This window comes from Ensifer sp. 4252 (assembly GCF_050434565.1).
Classification (GTDB): Bacteria; Pseudomonadota; Alphaproteobacteria; order Rhizobiales; family Rhizobiaceae; genus Ensifer.
Genome location: NZ_JBNDIU010000002.1, coordinates 444,639 through 459,480, shown reverse-complemented (window position 1 = coordinate 459,480; position 14,842 = coordinate 444,639). Strand labels below are relative to the sequence as shown.

The following is a 14,842-nucleotide window of genomic DNA, read 5'->3' as shown; positions in this document are numbered from 1 at the left end:
TGAAAGGCCGGCAGTTTCTCACCAATTCATTCCCTGTCAATTCAGCAAGGATGCGAAGAATTGTTTCCAAAATGGAAAAGATCATCCATGGGCGATGCGTGGCCGGCCACTCGCCGACGCGATGAAGCGGGCCTCGACCAGCTTGCGGCTTCCTTCGACCTCGGGGGCATCGATCTCTTCCCGCAGCATCGAGGCCGGCTCGTCGGCACCGTTGGTGCGCGCCGCCTCGAGAGCCATCATCTCGGCGCGGCGGCGGGCCGCTGAGAAGGCCTGGTCCTGATCGAGGAAACGCTCGCTCACCCCCGCCCCGTTGACGATGAAGATGCCCTCTTCCGGCGTGGTGACGAACACGGTGACAGATGCCCGTACCTGCCCGACGACCGCGCCGACAGCATTGGCGACATCAGCCTCTGCAGGGATGGCCGGCTCGGTGCCGAGCATGTCGGCAATGGCGGGATAATAGACCGGAGCCGAGGCCCCCAAACCGACGAGCGGGCGATCGAGACCGATCGAAAACCGCACGATGCCGGGTGCACGCGTCAACGCACGGTCGACCGCCTGCGAGACCGCCGGGTCGATCGCCCCTGCGCCGTCTTCGCCGAGACAGGCCTGCAGGATGACTTCGGAGGATTGGCGCGTGACGCGATCGACGATCATCTCGGCCATTTTCTCGGCGGACGCAGCAATCGGCTGACCGGAGCCATCGCGGGTGCGCGCCGCCAGTTCGATGCCGAGACGGGCAGCCTCAGTGCTCCATTGCGACTGCCCGCCGAGCACATGCATGGCGTCGGACGGCGTCAGCCCGCAGATATGCACCAGGCCCCGCGCCACCAGCCGGTCCAGCGTTGCCCGCTGCGGCGTGGAGGTCAGCAGGTTTTCGAGCGAGATCGGCACAGCGCCGATGCGCTCGTAGAGCGCCTGCTCCTGCGGCTGCAGGCCGCTCGCCAGATGATCGGGCAGACCGGTGCGAACCGCCAGACGGCCGTTGTTGCGGCCGGCATGTTGCGCCCGCAGCTGCTTTTCCAACACGGAGAGCACCGCATCGCCATGCAGCGCCGCCGCAAGACTGAGGGGCATCAGTCGCCTCGGGCCAAGATCGATCTTCGCCTTCAGTCCACGATCATTAATGCGAACTTCCGAATCGCCGCCGAGGCCATAAGTGCGCATCGCGACCGCTTCGACCATGGTGCGGAAACCCCCGACCACCGCACCTTCGGCATCGAGCCGCGGGCGACCGCGGTCGAGCACCGCGACATCCGTCGTCGTGCCGCCGATATCCGAGACGACGGCATTGTCGAGGCCGGTCAGGTGCCGCGCCCCCACGAGGCTTGCGGCTGGGCCGGAGAGGATCGTTTCGATCGGCCGGAGCCTCGCTTCCTCGGCGGAGATCAGGGCGCCATCGCCGCGAACCACCATCATAGGCACATCGATGCCGCGGGACTTCAAGAACCCCTCGCAGGAGCCGATCAGCCGATCGATCATCGACACGAGCCGGGCGTTCAAAAGCGTCGTCAGCGCCCGGCGCGGACCGCCGAGCCTGGACGAGAGTTCGTGGCTGCAGGTGACCGGCAGATGCGAGACTTCGCGGATGCGATCGCGCACCCGCTTTTCGTGATCCGGATTGCGCACGGCGAAATAGCCGGCGATCGCAAAGGAGGAAACCTGATCAGCCAGAACCGGCAGAGCTTCGTCCAGTGCGGTCATGTCGAGCGGCGCCTCGCCGCCGTGAACGTTATGACCGCCCGGCAGGAAGATCACCGGATCGGAACCGAGCGCATCCTGCAGCCCGTCGCGCTTGAGATCCTCAGGACCAAAGCCGATCATCACCAGGCCGGCACGGCCGCCCTGGCCTTCGACCAGCGCGTTGGTGGCAAGCGTGGTCGACAGGGACACAAGGCTGATCGCCGAAGCAGGAACCCCGGCCTTCTCCAAGACCTGTTCGACCGCGCCGGAAATCCCGACGGCCAGATCGTGACGGGTCGTGAGCGCTTTTGCCTTGGCGACGACACCCGCCGTTTCGCTGAAGAGAACGGCGTCGGTGTAGGTTCCACCGGTATCGATGCCGAGAAGAAAATGGGACGTCAATTCAAGCCAGTCCAGTGTTTCGGCCCGGGGCAGCCCCGGGTTCATTGGGGATCGATCCGGTGATATGACATATTGAAAGAGAAGGCCATCGTGTCGCGGACATTCGCAGTCAGCAGAGCGACATGATGCGCAAGGGGGTGCAGAATGACGTTTTCCAGAGCCTCGGCAGTCGCCGGCATTCTTGCGGCAGGTTTGCTCTTTGCCCAGCCGGGCGGCGCACAGGACGCCGAGGAAGAGGAATACAAGCCGCAACTGCCCGACGTCTCGATCTACAAGGCGATGCTCGACGCCAACAAGCAGACCGGGTGGATCCAGTTTCGCAACTACGACGACCGGCAGCTGATCTATTTTACCGCATTGCAGACAATGCATTGCCGGCTATCGGAAATCCGCTACTCGATCAACTCGGACGCGCTCGACAAGCGCTTCCCCCTGGCGAAATGCAATCCGCAGATCCCCTTCAACCTGCCCGCCGACGAAACGGCCGAGTATGTCTACATCTCGCTGCCCGCAAACGAGGCCAAGACACTGACGATCCAGGCGGTGTGGGACGACGGTGCCGGCAGCGAGATCGTCGTCTACAAACCCTGCGACAATGTCGGGGATGCGACCTGCGCCGCGATCAAGACCATCAAGAAACCATCGAAGCTACTGCCGCAGCCGATGCCGGCCGATTCGCCGGTGCGTGGCGTGCAATCGCCCATTCCCGGCAAGACCTTCAGCGAGCCGAAACCCGCATCGGCAAGCCGCCCCGCGGTTGAGTAGTCAGCCTCTGCACCGGCCAAGGCTGCGTCTCATCGGTGACGTCGAAGCGGAACCGATGCATCAGGACGGCAAGCGCGATCACCGCCTCCTGCAGCGCGAAGGTCGCGCCGATGCAGATGCGCGGCCCCGCCCCGAAAGGCAGATACTGAAAGCGATGCAGCTTCTCGCGATTTTCCGGCAGGAAGCGCTCGGGCATGAAGGCGCGCGGCCGATCCCAGTAAAGCACGTGCCGATGCAACGTCCACGGCATCACCAGAACGGCAATACCCTTGGGTATCCTAACGCGCTCGCCCGTCGGCGACGTCCACTCGTCCTCCTCGATGGCGGCACGATTGATCGACGGCGCCGGCGGGTAGAGGCGCATCGCCTCCTCGAAGGCGGCCAGCACATGCGGCATCAGGTTCAGCCATTCGACCGGTTCGGCGCCGGTCGTCAGCACGCCGTCGATCTCCGCTTCCATCGTCTCGCGGAACGCCGGTGTGTTGGCGACGCAATAGAGCGTCCAGGCCAGCGCCCGGGCGGTGGTCTCATGCCCCGCGCCGATGAAGGTGAGGATATTGTCCTCGATCTCCTGCGTCGAAAGACCGTTCGCACCCTCCGTCTGCAGCAGCAAGGTGAGGAAATCGTTGGGCGTGCCGGCGGGATCCGCCGCCATGCGCTGCCGCCTCATCGCCATCGTTTTCGAAACGATCGTGCGGAACCGGTTCAGGACCTTCTTGCCGCCGATGCGGGTCAGCCGCGGCAGCCATTCGGGCGCCAGCAGCACGTCCATCGGGTCGACGCGGCCCATGCGATGCAGCAGTTCTTCGACACTGGCGACGAACCCTTCCCTCTCCACAGCAACCTCGCCGGAGAACAACGTCTCCGCCAGGATGTCGAAGGTCAATTCCGTCATGTCGCTCGCGACATTGGTGATGAACGGCTTCACCTTTGCCGGGGCGTAGCGCTCGACGAACTCTTCCGATCGGCGCAGCATCTGCCCGGCAAATCCCTTGGCATGGCGCGGGGTGAACACCGGTGCAATGGCCTTGCGCGACCGTTTCCAGATCTCGCCTTCGGCGGTCAGCAGGCCGTCGCGCAGGATCGGGCGCAGGATCAGCCGCCGGACCTTCGACATCTCATAGTTGCTGACGTTTTCGACCAGGATATAGCGGATGAGGCCGGGATCGTTGACGATCAGGGTGCGCTGCGTGATGAACTTGGTCTCGATCCACGGCAGCGTGTAGGACGGCTCGCCCCAGAGTTCGAGCGGATTGCGCAGAACGGTCCTGATGATCTTCAGGTAGGACGGCACGCCGACCCGAGGAATGGGAGCCGGTGGTTCGAAGGGCTCCGGACGCATGTCCATAGTGATAGGCCTTTCTCGATTGCGCCAGGATTTCAGGTTTTTACGGCGCAATCAAGGAAAGTGCTTCACGTGAATCACAACAGGCCTTCAAGCTCCACGAGCTTGTCGTTGACCAGCCAGCCGTAATAGTTTTCCTCCGGCCACTGGGTCTCGCCGCTCTGGCTCCTCGCGGCAAGCGCTGCCGCGCGGCTATCAGGATTGCCGACATTGTAGAGCGTGGCGGTGACGCCCGGGTTGCCGGAAATATCGACGCCGGCCACGGACTTGTAGACGTCGATCGAGTGGCGGATCGAAGCGGCCATATAGGCGAGCGACACGTCCGGATCCATGATCGCCTCATAGACCCCGGCGGCGTTGTTCTCGTCGAGCCGCTCATAACCCGAGGTCTTCGATACGATATCGGTCAGCATCAGTGCCGTCAGCGGATTGATCTGGCCGAGGCCGAAGGTCTGGCCGGCAAAGAACGGCTGGAAGAAGACCGCACTGAAGCGGTTGTTCGGAAACGACTTGCCACCGACGGACTTGCCGCGGAACTCGCTGTCCCAGACCCGCTCGCGGCAGCTCCACAACGAATAGGAGCTCTTCTTTCCCGTGCAGTCGGCAAACTGCGGACGGGCGACGAACTCAGCGACCGTCTCGCCGTCATAGCCGAACTGGAAGCTGTTGCCGGCATAGGCGGCCGCCTTGACATAGTAGGATTGCAGCCGGTCGTAGGCATCGACATTGTAGGTGTGCTCGCCGACAATGGCGCCGATCATGTGGATCGGTGCGATGCCATAGGCGCGTGACGTCGACTTGATCTTGCTGATCAGCTGCCGGTCACTGGCCAGCAGATCCCGCACTTTCTCGTATTTGGCGTCGAAGGAGGTGCGGCCCGCCTTGGTGCGGCGAACGGATGCGCCCGGGATGCCGGGTTGTTCGACGTTCCGGTTGCCCGGCGGAACAACATTGGCTGCCATCGTCTGGGCTGCGGTCAGGCAAAACGTGGCGATAGCGAGCATGCAGGCGGTAAAACGCACGATCTCTTCTTCCTATGAACGGTGGAGACGCCATATCCGGCGGCGCGGCTCCTACGACAGGATCATGTCGGAATCATGCCTCCCGCCACAATCGTTTGCGGCTTCCGTGTTAGAAAAAATGAAGGCACCTGTCGAGAGACAGGCGCCTTGCATCTTAAGAGTTGCCGGAAGGCAAGGTGTTGCCACAACCTATACGTTACAGGATGTAACGCGACAGGTCGGTGTTGGCGGCGAGATCGCCGACATGCTTGCGCACATATTCGGCATCGATCGTGATCGCATGGCCGGCGCTGTCCGGCGCATTGAACGAGATTTCGTCCAGCACACGCTCCATCACCGTCTGCAGGCGCCGGGCGCCGATGTTCTCGACGCTCGAGTTGAGCTGGACTGCCACATCGGCAAGCGCATCGATCGCATCGTCGGTGAAGTCGAGCTTCACCTCTTCCGTCTCAAGCAGCGCCTTGTACTGGCGGATGAGGCTTGCCTCGGTCTCCGTCAGGATGCGGCGGAAGTCTTCCTTGGTCAGGGCGCGCAGTTCGACGCGGATCGGCAGTCGGCCCTGCAATTCGGGCAGAAGATCGGAAGGTTTCGACACATGGAACGCGCCCGAAGCGATGAAGAGAATGTGATCGGTCTTCACCGGTCCGTACTTGGTCGCAACCGTCGTGCCTTCGACCAGCGGCAACAGATCGCGCTGAACGCCTTCGCGCGACACGCCGGCGCCCATGCCGCCTTCACGCGATGCGATCTTGTCGATCTCGTCGAGGAAGACGATGCCGTCGTCCTCGACCGCCCTCACCGCCTCGCGCTGGATCTGCTCGTTGTCGAGCAGCTTGTCGGACTCGTCGTTGACGAGCACCTCATAGGAAGCCTTGACCGTCGTCTTGACCTTCTTGGTGCGTGCGCCCATCGCCTTGCCGAACATTTCCGACAGATTGAGTACACCGATATTGGCGCCCGGCATGCCCGGAATTTCGAAGCCGCCCGGCGCGCCGGTCTCGGCGATATCGACCTCGATCTCCTTGTCGTCCAGCTCGTTGGCGCGCAGCTTCTTGCGGAAGGAATCGCGCGTTGCCGGTGACGCCGTGGCGCCGACCAGCGCATCGAGCACACGTTCCTCGGCGTTCTGATGGGCCTTTGCCTTGACCTCCGCCCGGCGCTTTTCGCGCACGAGACCGATGCCGACCTCGACGAGGTCGCGGATGATCTGTTCGACATCACGGCCGACATAACCGACTTCGGTGAACTTGGTCGCTTCGACCTTGACGAAGGGCGCGCCGGCAAGCTTCGCCAGGCGGCGGGAGATTTCCGTCTTGCCGACACCGGTCGGCCCGATCATCAGGATGTTCTTCGGCATGACCTCGTCACGCAGCTCGTCGCCGAGCTGCTGGCGCCGCCACCGGTTGCGAAGCGCAATCGCCACCGCGCGCTTGGCGTCGTTCTGGCCGATGATGAAACGGTCGAGTTCCGACACAATTTCTCTGGGTGAAAAAGTACTCATGTAATCCTCTCAAATTCGGTCCGCGTCAGCTCCATCAGGAGCGTGCGGCCGGACGCATCTATCCATTCGCCAAAGGGCACGAAGCCCGCTTTCGCATAGGCCCTGACGGCCCTTCTGTTGCCGGCATCGGGGTCGATCACGATCCGTGGTGCGCCGGCGGCAAAAAGCGTCTGCGCAAAGGCCCGTAAGGCCAGCGACGCCACGCCTTTTCCGGTCATCTCCGGCGGGCCGATGAAGATATCGATGCCGGGAACATCGCCGGGCAGATCCTTCGCCCACGGCTCTTCGTCATATTCGGACGGTGTCCAGGACTGGATGTAGCCCACTGGCTCGCCGGCGACGTGGAAGATGAAGCCATCCACCTCGCCCGTGGCGCAGCCGTCGCGGATCAACACGACTTCCTTGTCCGGATCACCCCACCATTGCCGCACATGCGGCTCACTCAGCCAGGCATGCAGCATCGGCAGGTGGCCATCTGCCACCCGTTCGAAGCTGACATGGGCCTGGTCAGTTGGCATCCAGCGTCTCCACCACGATATTGTGGTTGGTATAGACGCAGATGTCGCCTGCGATTTCGAGCGCGCGGCGGGCAACTTCCTCGGCCGACTTGTTGCTGTCCATCAGGGCGCGGGCCGCAGCGAAGGCATAGTTGCCGCCCGAGCCGATGGCGATCGTTCCGTGTTCCGGCTCCAGCACGTCGCCATTGCCGGTGATCGCCAGCGTGATCGACTTGTCGGCCACCAGCATCATCGCTTCAAGATTGCGCAGATACTTGTTGGTGCGCCAGTCCTTGGCAAGTTCCACCGCCGCGCGCATTAACTGGTCCGGGTATTGCTCGAGCTTGGCTTCGAGCCGCTCCAGAAGCGTGAAGGCATCGGCAGTCGCCCCGGCAAAGCCGGCGATCACATCGCCCTTGGCCAGCCGCCGCACCTTGCGGGCATTGCTCTTCATCACCGTCTGGCCAAGGCTGACCTGGCCGTCGCCGGCCATCACCACCTTGCCGTCCTTGCGCACCGTGATGATGGTGGTCGCGTGCATCGTTCCGTAGGGATTGTGTTCACTCATTGAAGATACCTGTCGGCCCCAGAACCAGGGGCGTTGGGGGCTCGAACGAGCCTGGTTGCTTGAAGCCTATGTAAGTGCGGCTTACGCGATTGCAAATCCGCCGCCAGCCCTGCCGTTCACCGTAAATTGGGCACCTCCCCTAAACGCTCGAATCTCGCCCACGCTTCTGGATATTTTCCGCCTCCCCTGATAAGGAGCGGCTCCAGCGCATACAGGAGAGCCTGATGGCAGAAGCCACGTCCAGCCGCACCGGCCAAGTTTCGCGAAAGACCAATGAAACGGCCGTGTCCGTATCCGTCAACATTGATGGAACCGGAAGCTCGAAGATTGCGACCGGAGTCGGCTTCTTCGACCACATGCTGGACCAGCTTTCCCGACATTCGCTGATCGACATGGAGATCAAGACCGACGGCGACCTCCATGTCGACGATCACCACACGATCGAAGACACCGGCATCGCCATCGGCCAGGCCATTGCCAAGGCGCTTGGCGACCGGCGCGGCATTGCCCGTTACGCCTCGCTCGACCTTGCGATGGACGAAACGATGACGCGGGCAGCAGTCGACGTGTCCGGCCGGCCGTTCCTTGTCTGGAACGTCACCTTCACGTCGCCGAAGATCGGCACCTTCGACACCGAGCTGGTGCGCGAATTCTTCCAGGCACTCGCCCAGAACGCCGGCATCACGCTGCATATCCAGAACATCTACGGCGCCAACAACCATCATATCGCCGAGACCTGCTTCAAGTCCGTCGCCCGCGTGCTTCGCACGGCAACCGAAATCGATCCGCGCCAGGCCGGCCGCGTTCCCTCGACCAAGGGTACGCTTGCCTGAGCGGTCATTATCTGGCTGATGACCATGGCCTCTTACATGATCCTGACCCCGCCGGGCGCCCGCGCCGACGATGACCGGGCGCGTTTCGTCGCCGACGGCTTCTCCTGGGGCGCCTTTCTGTTTCCGGCGCTCTGGCTTTTTGCCCAGCGCATGTGGCTCACCGGAATCTTAGTTGCTGTTCTGCAAATTTTGTTAATTTCTCTGTCTGCGATCGGTGGCGGCCTGCTGACAGCGCTTCTGTTGCATCTGGCGCTCGCACTAGTGGTTTCCCTGGAGGGCCCTGTCTTCATCGTCCGCCGGCTGATCGCGCGCGACTGGACGCTGCGCTCCATCGTCCCGGCACGTGATCTCGAGACGGCCGAGGAAATCTACTTCGCAAACGTGGCCCCAGCCGACCGAAAGGCGATGGAGCGGCCAGCTGTCGACTGGCCAAGGCAAGCGCAGGCGAACACCGGCCCGGGTCTTGGGCTTTTTGAATCCTACGGAGAACGCTGATGCGCGTCGCCATTATCGACTACGGATCGGGCAACCTGCGCTCGGCAACGAAGGCGTTTGAACGAGCGGCGCGGGAAGCCGGCATCGACGCCGAGATCGACCTGACCGACAGGCCGGACCGGGTGGCGACAGCCGACCGCATCGTGCTTCCGGGCGTCGGCGCCTATGCCGATTGTCGTCGTGGCCTTGCGGCCGTCGACGGCATGGAGCAGGCGCTGACCGAGGTTGTCGAACAGGCCGGCCGGCCGTTTCTCGGCATCTGCGTCGGCATGCAACTGATGTCGTCACGCGGCCTGGAAAAGACCACGACCCATGGCTTTGGCTGGATCCCCGGCGACGTCGTCGAAATGAAGCCGGCGGACGCGTCCTTAAAAATCCCGCAGATCGGCTGGAACACGCTGCGGCTCACCCGCCAGCATCCGCTGTTTGACGGCATCCGCACCGGTGACGACGGCCTGCACGCCTATTTCGTGCACTCCTATCATCTGGCCGCGGAAAACGCCGGCGATGTCGTCGCCGAAGCCGATTACGGTGGCACTGTCACTGCCTTCGTCGCCAATGGCAACAAGGCCGGCTCGCAGTTCCATCCGGAAAAAAGCCAGGCACTCGGCCTTGCTCTCATCTCGAATTTCCTGCGTTGGAAGCCCTGAAGGCTTCGGCGACCTCTGATCGGATAGATACATGATCCTTTTCCCCGCTATCGACCTGAAAGACGGGCAATGCGTGCGCCTGAAGCTCGGCGACATGGAGCAGGCAACGGTCTACAACCCGGATCCGGGCGCCCAGGCGCGCACCTTCGAGGAGCAGGGTTTCGAGTGGCTGCATGTGGTCGATCTCAACGGCGCCTTTGCCGGCGAGACCGTCAATGGTGCAGCCGTCGATGCGATCCTGAAGTCGACCAAAAACCCGGTGCAGCTCGGCGGCGGCATCCGCACGCTGGATCATATCGAGAACTGGCTGTCGCGCGGGCTTGCCCGCGTCATCCTCGGCACCGTCGCGGTGCGCGACCCGGCGCTCGTCATCGAAGCCTGCCGCAAATTTCCAGGCAAGGTCGCCGTCGGCATCGACGCCAAGGGCGGCAAGGTCGCGGTCGAGGGCTGGGCGGAAGCGTCGGAACTTGGCGTGATCGAGCTTGCGAAGAAATTCGAGGGCGCCGGCGTTTCGGCGATCATCTATACCGACATCGATCGCGACGGCATTCTCACGGGGATCAACTGGCCTTCGACGCTGGAGCTTGCCGACGCCGTTTCGATCCCGGTGATCGCTTCGGGCGGTCTCGCCTCAATGGACGATATCCGGCGCATGATTGCCCCGGATGCGGCAAAGCTCGAAGGCGCCATCTCCGGCCGTGCGCTCTATGATGGCCGTATCGACCCGCAGGAAGCTCTGGCGCTGATCCGCGCCACGAGAAAGGCATGAGCCGATGACCCTCAAAGCCCGCGTTATCCCCTGCCTCGACGTCAAGGACGGTCGTGTGGTCAAGGGCGTCAATTTCGTCGACCTGATCGATGCCGGTGATCCGGTGGAGGCAGCCCGCGCCTATGATGCCGCCGGAGCGGACGAGCTCTGCTTCCTCGACATCACCGCCTCCTCGGACAATCGCGAAACCATCTTCGATGTGGTGGCGCGCACGGCGGAACAATGTTTCATGCCGCTGACCGTCGGCGGTGGCGTGCGCCAGGTGGCGGATATCCGCAAGCTGCTGCTCGCAGGCGCCGACAAGGTGTCGATCAATACGGCCGCAGTGAAGAACCCGGAATTCGTCGCCGAAGCCGCCGACAAGTTCGGCAATCAGTGCATCGTCGTTGCGATCGATGCCAAGAAAGTCTCGAAGGACGGCGAAGAGAACCGCTGGGAGATCTTCACCCATGGCGGCCGCCAGACCACCGGCATCGACGCGGTCGACTTTGCCCGGCGCGTCGTCGATCTCGGCGCCGGCGAAATCCTGTTGACCTCGATGGACCGCGACGGAACGAAGAGTGGCTACGACATCGCGCTGACCCGGGCGGTCGCCGATGCGGTGCGCGCACCTGTTATCGCGTCCGGCGGCGTAGGTACGCTTGATCACATGGTTGCCGGCATCCGCGACGGCCATGCGACAGCGGTTCTGGCCGCATCGATCTTCCACTTCGGTACCTATAGCATTGGCGAAACCAAGCGCTATATGGCCGAACATGGCATCGCCATGCGTCTCGATTGAGTTTTCAGGGTTTCGTTATGAGTGATTTTTCCCTTTCCGACCTCGAGACCATCGTCGCCGAACGCGCCAAGGCGTCGCCGGACGAATCCTGGACGGCAAAGCTGGTCGCACACGGCCAGCAGAAGGCGGCCAAGAAGCTGGGCGAGGAAGCGGTCGAAACCGTGATCGCTGCGATCCGTAACGACCGTCAGAATCTCGTCGATGAGAGCGCCGATCTCATCTATCATCTGATGGTCGTATTGAAAATTGCAGACATTCCGTTGCAGGATGTGCTTGACGAACTTGCACGGCGGACAAGCCAATCCGGTCTGCAGGAAAAGGCTAATCGGCAGGATTCATGACCCTAGCTGCGCAAGACATCGAAACGGCCGACCTCCCGGACAATCTCCAGAAACGGGACTATTCGCCCTATCACCTGTTTTCTGCCGAAGAGTGGTCGCGCTTTCGCGCGGATACGCCGCTGACGCTGACCGCAGACGAAGTGCAGCGGCTGCGCTCGCTGAACGACCCGGTGGACCTCGGCGAAGTCAGGCAGATCTACCTGTCGCTGTCGCGGCTTCTTTCCGCTCACGTCGAATCGTCCCAGCTTCTGTTCGAGCAGCGCAAGCGTTTCCTCAGCATGTCCGGCGAGACGAAGACGCCCTTCGTCATCGGCATTGCCGGATCGGTCGCCGTCGGCAAATCGACCGCGGCGCGTATCCTTGCCCAGCTCCTGTCGCGCTGGCCGTCGAGCCCGAAGGTCGATCTGGTGACGACGGACGGCTTCCTCTATCCCAACGCGCTCCTGCAGCGCGAAAACATGATGGATCGCAAGGGCTTCCCGGAAAGCTACGACCTCGGCGCGCTTTTGCGGTTCCTGTCGGCGATCAAGGCCGGCCAGCCGAATGTCAAGGCGCCGAGCTATTCGCACATGACCTATGACGTGCTGCCGGATCAGTTCACGATCATCGACCGGCCCGACATTCTGATCTTCGAAGGCATCAACGTCCTGCAGTCGCGCAACCTGCCAGCCGACGGCAAGATCGTGCCGATGGTGTCGGACTTCTTCGATTTCTCGATCTATATCGACGCCGAGGAGAGCCTGATCCACAGCTGGTACGTCAACCGCTTCATGCGGCTCAGGGAAACAGCCTTCAAGAACCCGGAATCCTACTTCCACCGCTACGCGACCATCAGCGAAGACGCGGCGCGTGCGATCGCCGAAGGGCTGTGGCACAACATCAACCTGAAGAACCTGCACCAGAACATTCTGCCGACGCGGCCGCGTGCCGACCTCATCCTGCAGAAGGGCCCCAACCACCTCACCGAGAAGGTGGCGTTGCGCAAGCTTTGAGCGCTCTTTGCCGGTCGCTCAAGGCCGAAGGTCTCAGTCAGCCACCTTGAGGCGCATTCCAGAACGCGTCTTCATATCACGGCTCAAGGATTGACCCGGCGCAGCGTCAGATTGAGCCGGCCGCCGTTCTTGAGCAGCGTCGATGTATTCGGATAGATCCGGTCGACGCCGTGGAAAGCCAGGCGCCCCTCGCCGCCGAGCACGACGATATCGCCGCTTTCGAGCCTGAAGGACACCGTCTGGCCGCCTCGCCCGCTGCCGCCGACCCGAAACAGGCAGCTATCGCCAAGAGAAATCGAGACGACAGCCGTTTCCAGATCGCGCTCGTCCCGGTCCTGGTGCAGGCCCATGCGGGCCTCTTCGGAATAGAAATTCACCAGGCAGGCTTCCGGCTGCTTGTCGCTGGCCGAAACCGCATTCCAGATTTCAAGAAGAACCTCCGGCATCGGCGGCCACGGCCTGCCCGTTCCGGGATGTTGCGGCTGATAGCGATAGCCTTTCTCGCGGTCGGTCACCCAGCCGAGCGGCCCGCAATTGGTCATGCGCACCGACATCGGCTTGCCGGTCTTCGGCATTTCCGGCACGAACAATGGCGCTTCGAGCACCACACCCCGGATAGCTTCGACGATCTGCTCCTGGCGGGCGCGATCGAGAAAGCCCGGGATGTGTTTTATCCCTTTCGGGAGAACCAGCATGAGGTTGCCCTCACTCCTCAAGCCCGAGCAGCTTTGGCGGAACGCCGTAGCGCTCAGACCAGCCGGCATAGGCGACATCTGTCGGACCGACGACGTGATCCACCAGGTTCCAGCGACCGCCCTGGAAGCTGACGAGTGCGAACACCGTCAAACCATCCATCATGTCGGCTTCATCGCGAAAGCCGGTCTCCGCGAGATCAATGGCGCCGCCGCCGGGACGTTGCGGCTCGACCTGCACAAAGGCCCAGTTCGGCGCCGCCCGTATCGTGGCGACGACAAATTCGACCGAACCGCGCATCTCTGCCTCGACGGCAGGCCGCAAGGCATCAAGGATCGCCGCACGCTCCGAACTGCCCTTGGCCGGCTCACGCAGCGTTTGCGCGGTGCCGGCGGAGGCAAGCCCAAGACCTGCCACCACCAGAACGACGCTCGAAAAAGCACGCATCGACAAGGCTGTCACGCGGCATCCAGATCCGGAATGCGCAGCACCTGGCCGGGGTAGATCTTGTCGGGATGGGTCAGCATCGGCTTGTTGGCCTCGAAAATGACCGTGTGCTTGGTGCCCTTGCCCTTGCCATACTGCGCTTCGGCGATCTTCCAGAGGTTGTCGCCCTTCTTGACGGTATAGAAAACGGGGGCCTTGGCGGGCGCAGGCGCTGCACCGGTGTCAGCGACTTTTAGCTCCGAAGCTTCGACAGCGGAAACACCGAGCGTGTTGCCGACGGCGACGACCGCTTTCTCGAACGCCGTCTGATCCTTGACGACACCCTTCAGCACCACCTTGTCGTTGACGACTTCGACCTGGACGTCCTTGGTGCCGAGGTCGTGCGAAGCGAGCTCCTTCTGGACGCTGTCGGCATCAGGCGCATCGTCGTCACCGCCGATGCCCAACTTCTTGCCGGCGTTCTTGATAAAACTGAAAAGGCCCATGGATCCCTCCTTCTGCAAAAGTCCTGCGGGATAAGAGAGGGCGCTTGGCGGCAAAAGACAAGAGACCGGTGAAAAGAATCCGCAACCGCAAGTCACTCGCCGGTCGGGCGACCGCGCAACTTCTTGGTCTCGCCGCGGCCGGTCTTTTCCTTGAGCCGGCGCTCGATCGAACCGCGTGTAGGCTTGGTCTTCTTGCGCGGCGGCGGCGGCGGCTCCGCGGCCTTCAGGATCATCTCCTTCAGTCGTTCGCGGGCATCCTCGCGGTTGCGTTCCTGGCTGCGAAAGCGACTGGCCTCGATCATCAGCACGCCGTCTTTCGAGGCGCGGCGACCGGCGAGCTTCAGGGTATTGGCCTTGATGCGATCGCTGAGGGCGGGTGAGGCCTGGACGTTGAAGAACAGTTGAACAGCCGTCGATACCTTGTTGACGTTCTGCCCACCCGGTCCGCCGGCCAGCACGAATTGCTCGCTGAGTTCCCACCCGGCGATAACGATCTGCTCGTTGATGTATAAAGGGTCGCTGGCCATGATCGCTCCTTGCGCGTTCTATCGCACAGAGCGAACCGCTTGAAAA

At 62.6% G+C, this 14,842-nt stretch carries 18 protein-coding genes; 8 read left to right on the top strand and 10 right to left on the bottom strand.

The window, feature by feature from the left end:
* Positions 1-81 precede the first annotated feature (81 nt).
* Positions 82-2,085, bottom strand: a complete 2,004-nt coding sequence (locus ABIE33_RS09020; protein WP_429124063.1) for a hydantoinase/oxoprolinase N-terminal domain-containing protein — start codon at positions 2,083-2,085, stop codon at positions 82-84.
* 144 nt (positions 2,086-2,229) lie between these two features.
* Here ABIE33_RS09020 and ABIE33_RS09015 point away from each other — a divergent pair, with 144 nt between their 5' ends.
* Positions 2,230-2,850, top strand: a complete 621-nt coding sequence (locus ABIE33_RS09015; protein ID WP_429124007.1) for a hypothetical protein — start codon at positions 2,230-2,232, stop codon at positions 2,848-2,850.
* On the opposite strand, the gene ABIE33_RS09010 is transcribed toward ABIE33_RS09015, so the two are convergent.
* The 5 genes from ABIE33_RS09010 to hslV form a co-directional block, all read right to left on the bottom strand.
* Complete coding sequence (locus ABIE33_RS09010) at positions 2,804-4,198, bottom strand: cytochrome P450 (RefSeq protein WP_429124006.1); 1,395 nt, start codon at positions 4,196-4,198, stop codon at positions 2,804-2,806. The genes ABIE33_RS09015 and ABIE33_RS09010 overlap by 47 nt on opposite strands.
* A gap of 74 nt (positions 4,199-4,272) precedes the next feature.
* Positions 4,273-5,217, bottom strand: coding sequence for a DUF1402 family protein (locus ABIE33_RS09005; protein ID WP_429124004.1), 945 nt, complete (start codon positions 5,215-5,217; stop codon positions 4,273-4,275).
* A 196-nt stretch (positions 5,218-5,413) separates the two neighbouring features.
* The gene (gene hslU / locus ABIE33_RS09000) at positions 5,414-6,718 is read right to left on the bottom strand and encodes an ATP-dependent protease ATPase subunit HslU (RefSeq protein WP_429124002.1); all 1,305 of its coding nucleotides are present in this window, start codon (positions 6,716-6,718) and stop codon (positions 5,414-5,416) included.
* On the bottom strand, positions 6,715-7,236 hold the full coding sequence (locus tag ABIE33_RS08995) for a GNAT family N-acetyltransferase (protein ID WP_429124000.1): 522 nt from the start codon (positions 7,234-7,236) through the stop codon (positions 6,715-6,717). Before ABIE33_RS08995 ends, hslU begins: the two co-directional genes overlap by 4 nt.
* Positions 7,226-7,783, bottom strand: coding sequence for an ATP-dependent protease subunit HslV (gene hslV, locus ABIE33_RS08990; protein ID WP_429123998.1), 558 nt, complete (start codon positions 7,781-7,783; stop codon positions 7,226-7,228). The genes ABIE33_RS08995 and hslV overlap by 11 nt, the downstream gene beginning before the upstream one ends.
* A gap of 224 nt (positions 7,784-8,007) precedes the next feature.
* Between hslV and hisB the strand changes: the two genes are divergently transcribed.
* Genes hisB through coaA form a run of 7 tightly spaced genes read left to right on the top strand, consistent with a single transcriptional unit; the run spans position 8,008 to position 12,644 of the window.
* Positions 8,008-8,616 carry an imidazoleglycerol-phosphate dehydratase HisB gene (gene hisB / locus ABIE33_RS08985; RefSeq protein WP_429123996.1) on the top strand — a complete coding sequence of 203 codons (609 nt, stop codon included), beginning with the start codon at positions 8,008-8,010 and terminating at the stop codon, positions 8,614-8,616.
* Between the two features lie 24 nt (positions 8,617-8,640).
* Positions 8,641-9,111, top strand: a complete 471-nt coding sequence (locus ABIE33_RS08980) for a DUF2628 domain-containing protein (protein ID WP_429123994.1) — start codon at positions 8,641-8,643, stop codon at positions 9,109-9,111.
* Entirely contained in the window at positions 9,111-9,761 is a 651-nt protein-coding gene (gene hisH, locus ABIE33_RS08975; protein ID WP_429123992.1) for an imidazole glycerol phosphate synthase subunit HisH, read from the top strand. Before ABIE33_RS08980 ends, hisH begins: the two co-directional genes overlap by 1 nt.
* Before the next feature lie 31 nt (positions 9,762-9,792).
* The gene (hisA, locus tag ABIE33_RS08970; protein WP_429123990.1) at positions 9,793-10,530 is read left to right on the top strand and encodes a 1-(5-phosphoribosyl)-5-[(5-phosphoribosylamino)methylideneamino]imidazole-4-carboxamide isomerase; all 738 of its coding nucleotides are present in this window, start codon (positions 9,793-9,795) and stop codon (positions 10,528-10,530) included.
* A 4-nt stretch (positions 10,531-10,534) separates the two neighbouring features.
* Positions 10,535-11,311, top strand: a complete 777-nt coding sequence (hisF, locus tag ABIE33_RS08965; protein ID WP_025425354.1) for an imidazole glycerol phosphate synthase subunit HisF — start codon at positions 10,535-10,537, stop codon at positions 11,309-11,311.
* 17 nt (positions 11,312-11,328) lie between these two features.
* Complete coding sequence (locus ABIE33_RS08960) at positions 11,329-11,652, top strand: phosphoribosyl-ATP diphosphatase (protein ID WP_077505435.1); 324 nt, start codon at positions 11,329-11,331, stop codon at positions 11,650-11,652.
* Positions 11,649-12,644 (top strand): type I pantothenate kinase, encoded by a 996-nt coding sequence (coaA, locus tag ABIE33_RS08955; RefSeq protein ID WP_429123987.1) that lies wholly within the window; start codon positions 11,649-11,651, stop codon positions 12,642-12,644. The genes ABIE33_RS08960 and coaA overlap by 4 nt, the downstream gene beginning before the upstream one ends.
* Before the next feature lie 83 nt (positions 12,645-12,727).
* Here coaA and ABIE33_RS08950 read toward each other — a convergent pair whose 3' ends face one another.
* The 4 genes from ABIE33_RS08950 to arfB form a co-directional block, all read right to left on the bottom strand.
* A complete protein-coding gene (locus ABIE33_RS08950) occupies positions 12,728-13,339 on the bottom strand; it encodes an alpha-ketoglutarate-dependent dioxygenase AlkB (protein ID WP_429123985.1) in 612 nt (203 codons plus the stop codon).
* 10 nt (positions 13,340-13,349) lie between these two features.
* On the bottom strand, positions 13,350-13,799 hold the full coding sequence (locus ABIE33_RS08945) for a hypothetical protein (protein WP_429123983.1): 450 nt from the start codon (positions 13,797-13,799) through the stop codon (positions 13,350-13,352).
* Complete coding sequence (gene lysM / locus ABIE33_RS08940; protein ID WP_429123981.1) at positions 13,796-14,269, bottom strand: peptidoglycan-binding protein LysM; 474 nt, start codon at positions 14,267-14,269, stop codon at positions 13,796-13,798. The genes ABIE33_RS08945 and lysM overlap by 4 nt, the downstream gene beginning before the upstream one ends.
* A 92-nt stretch (positions 14,270-14,361) precedes the next feature.
* On the bottom strand, positions 14,362-14,796 hold the full coding sequence (gene arfB / locus ABIE33_RS08935; RefSeq protein ID WP_429123979.1) for an alternative ribosome rescue aminoacyl-tRNA hydrolase ArfB: 435 nt from the start codon (positions 14,794-14,796) through the stop codon (positions 14,362-14,364).
* Between the last annotated feature and the right edge of the window lie 46 nt (positions 14,797-14,842).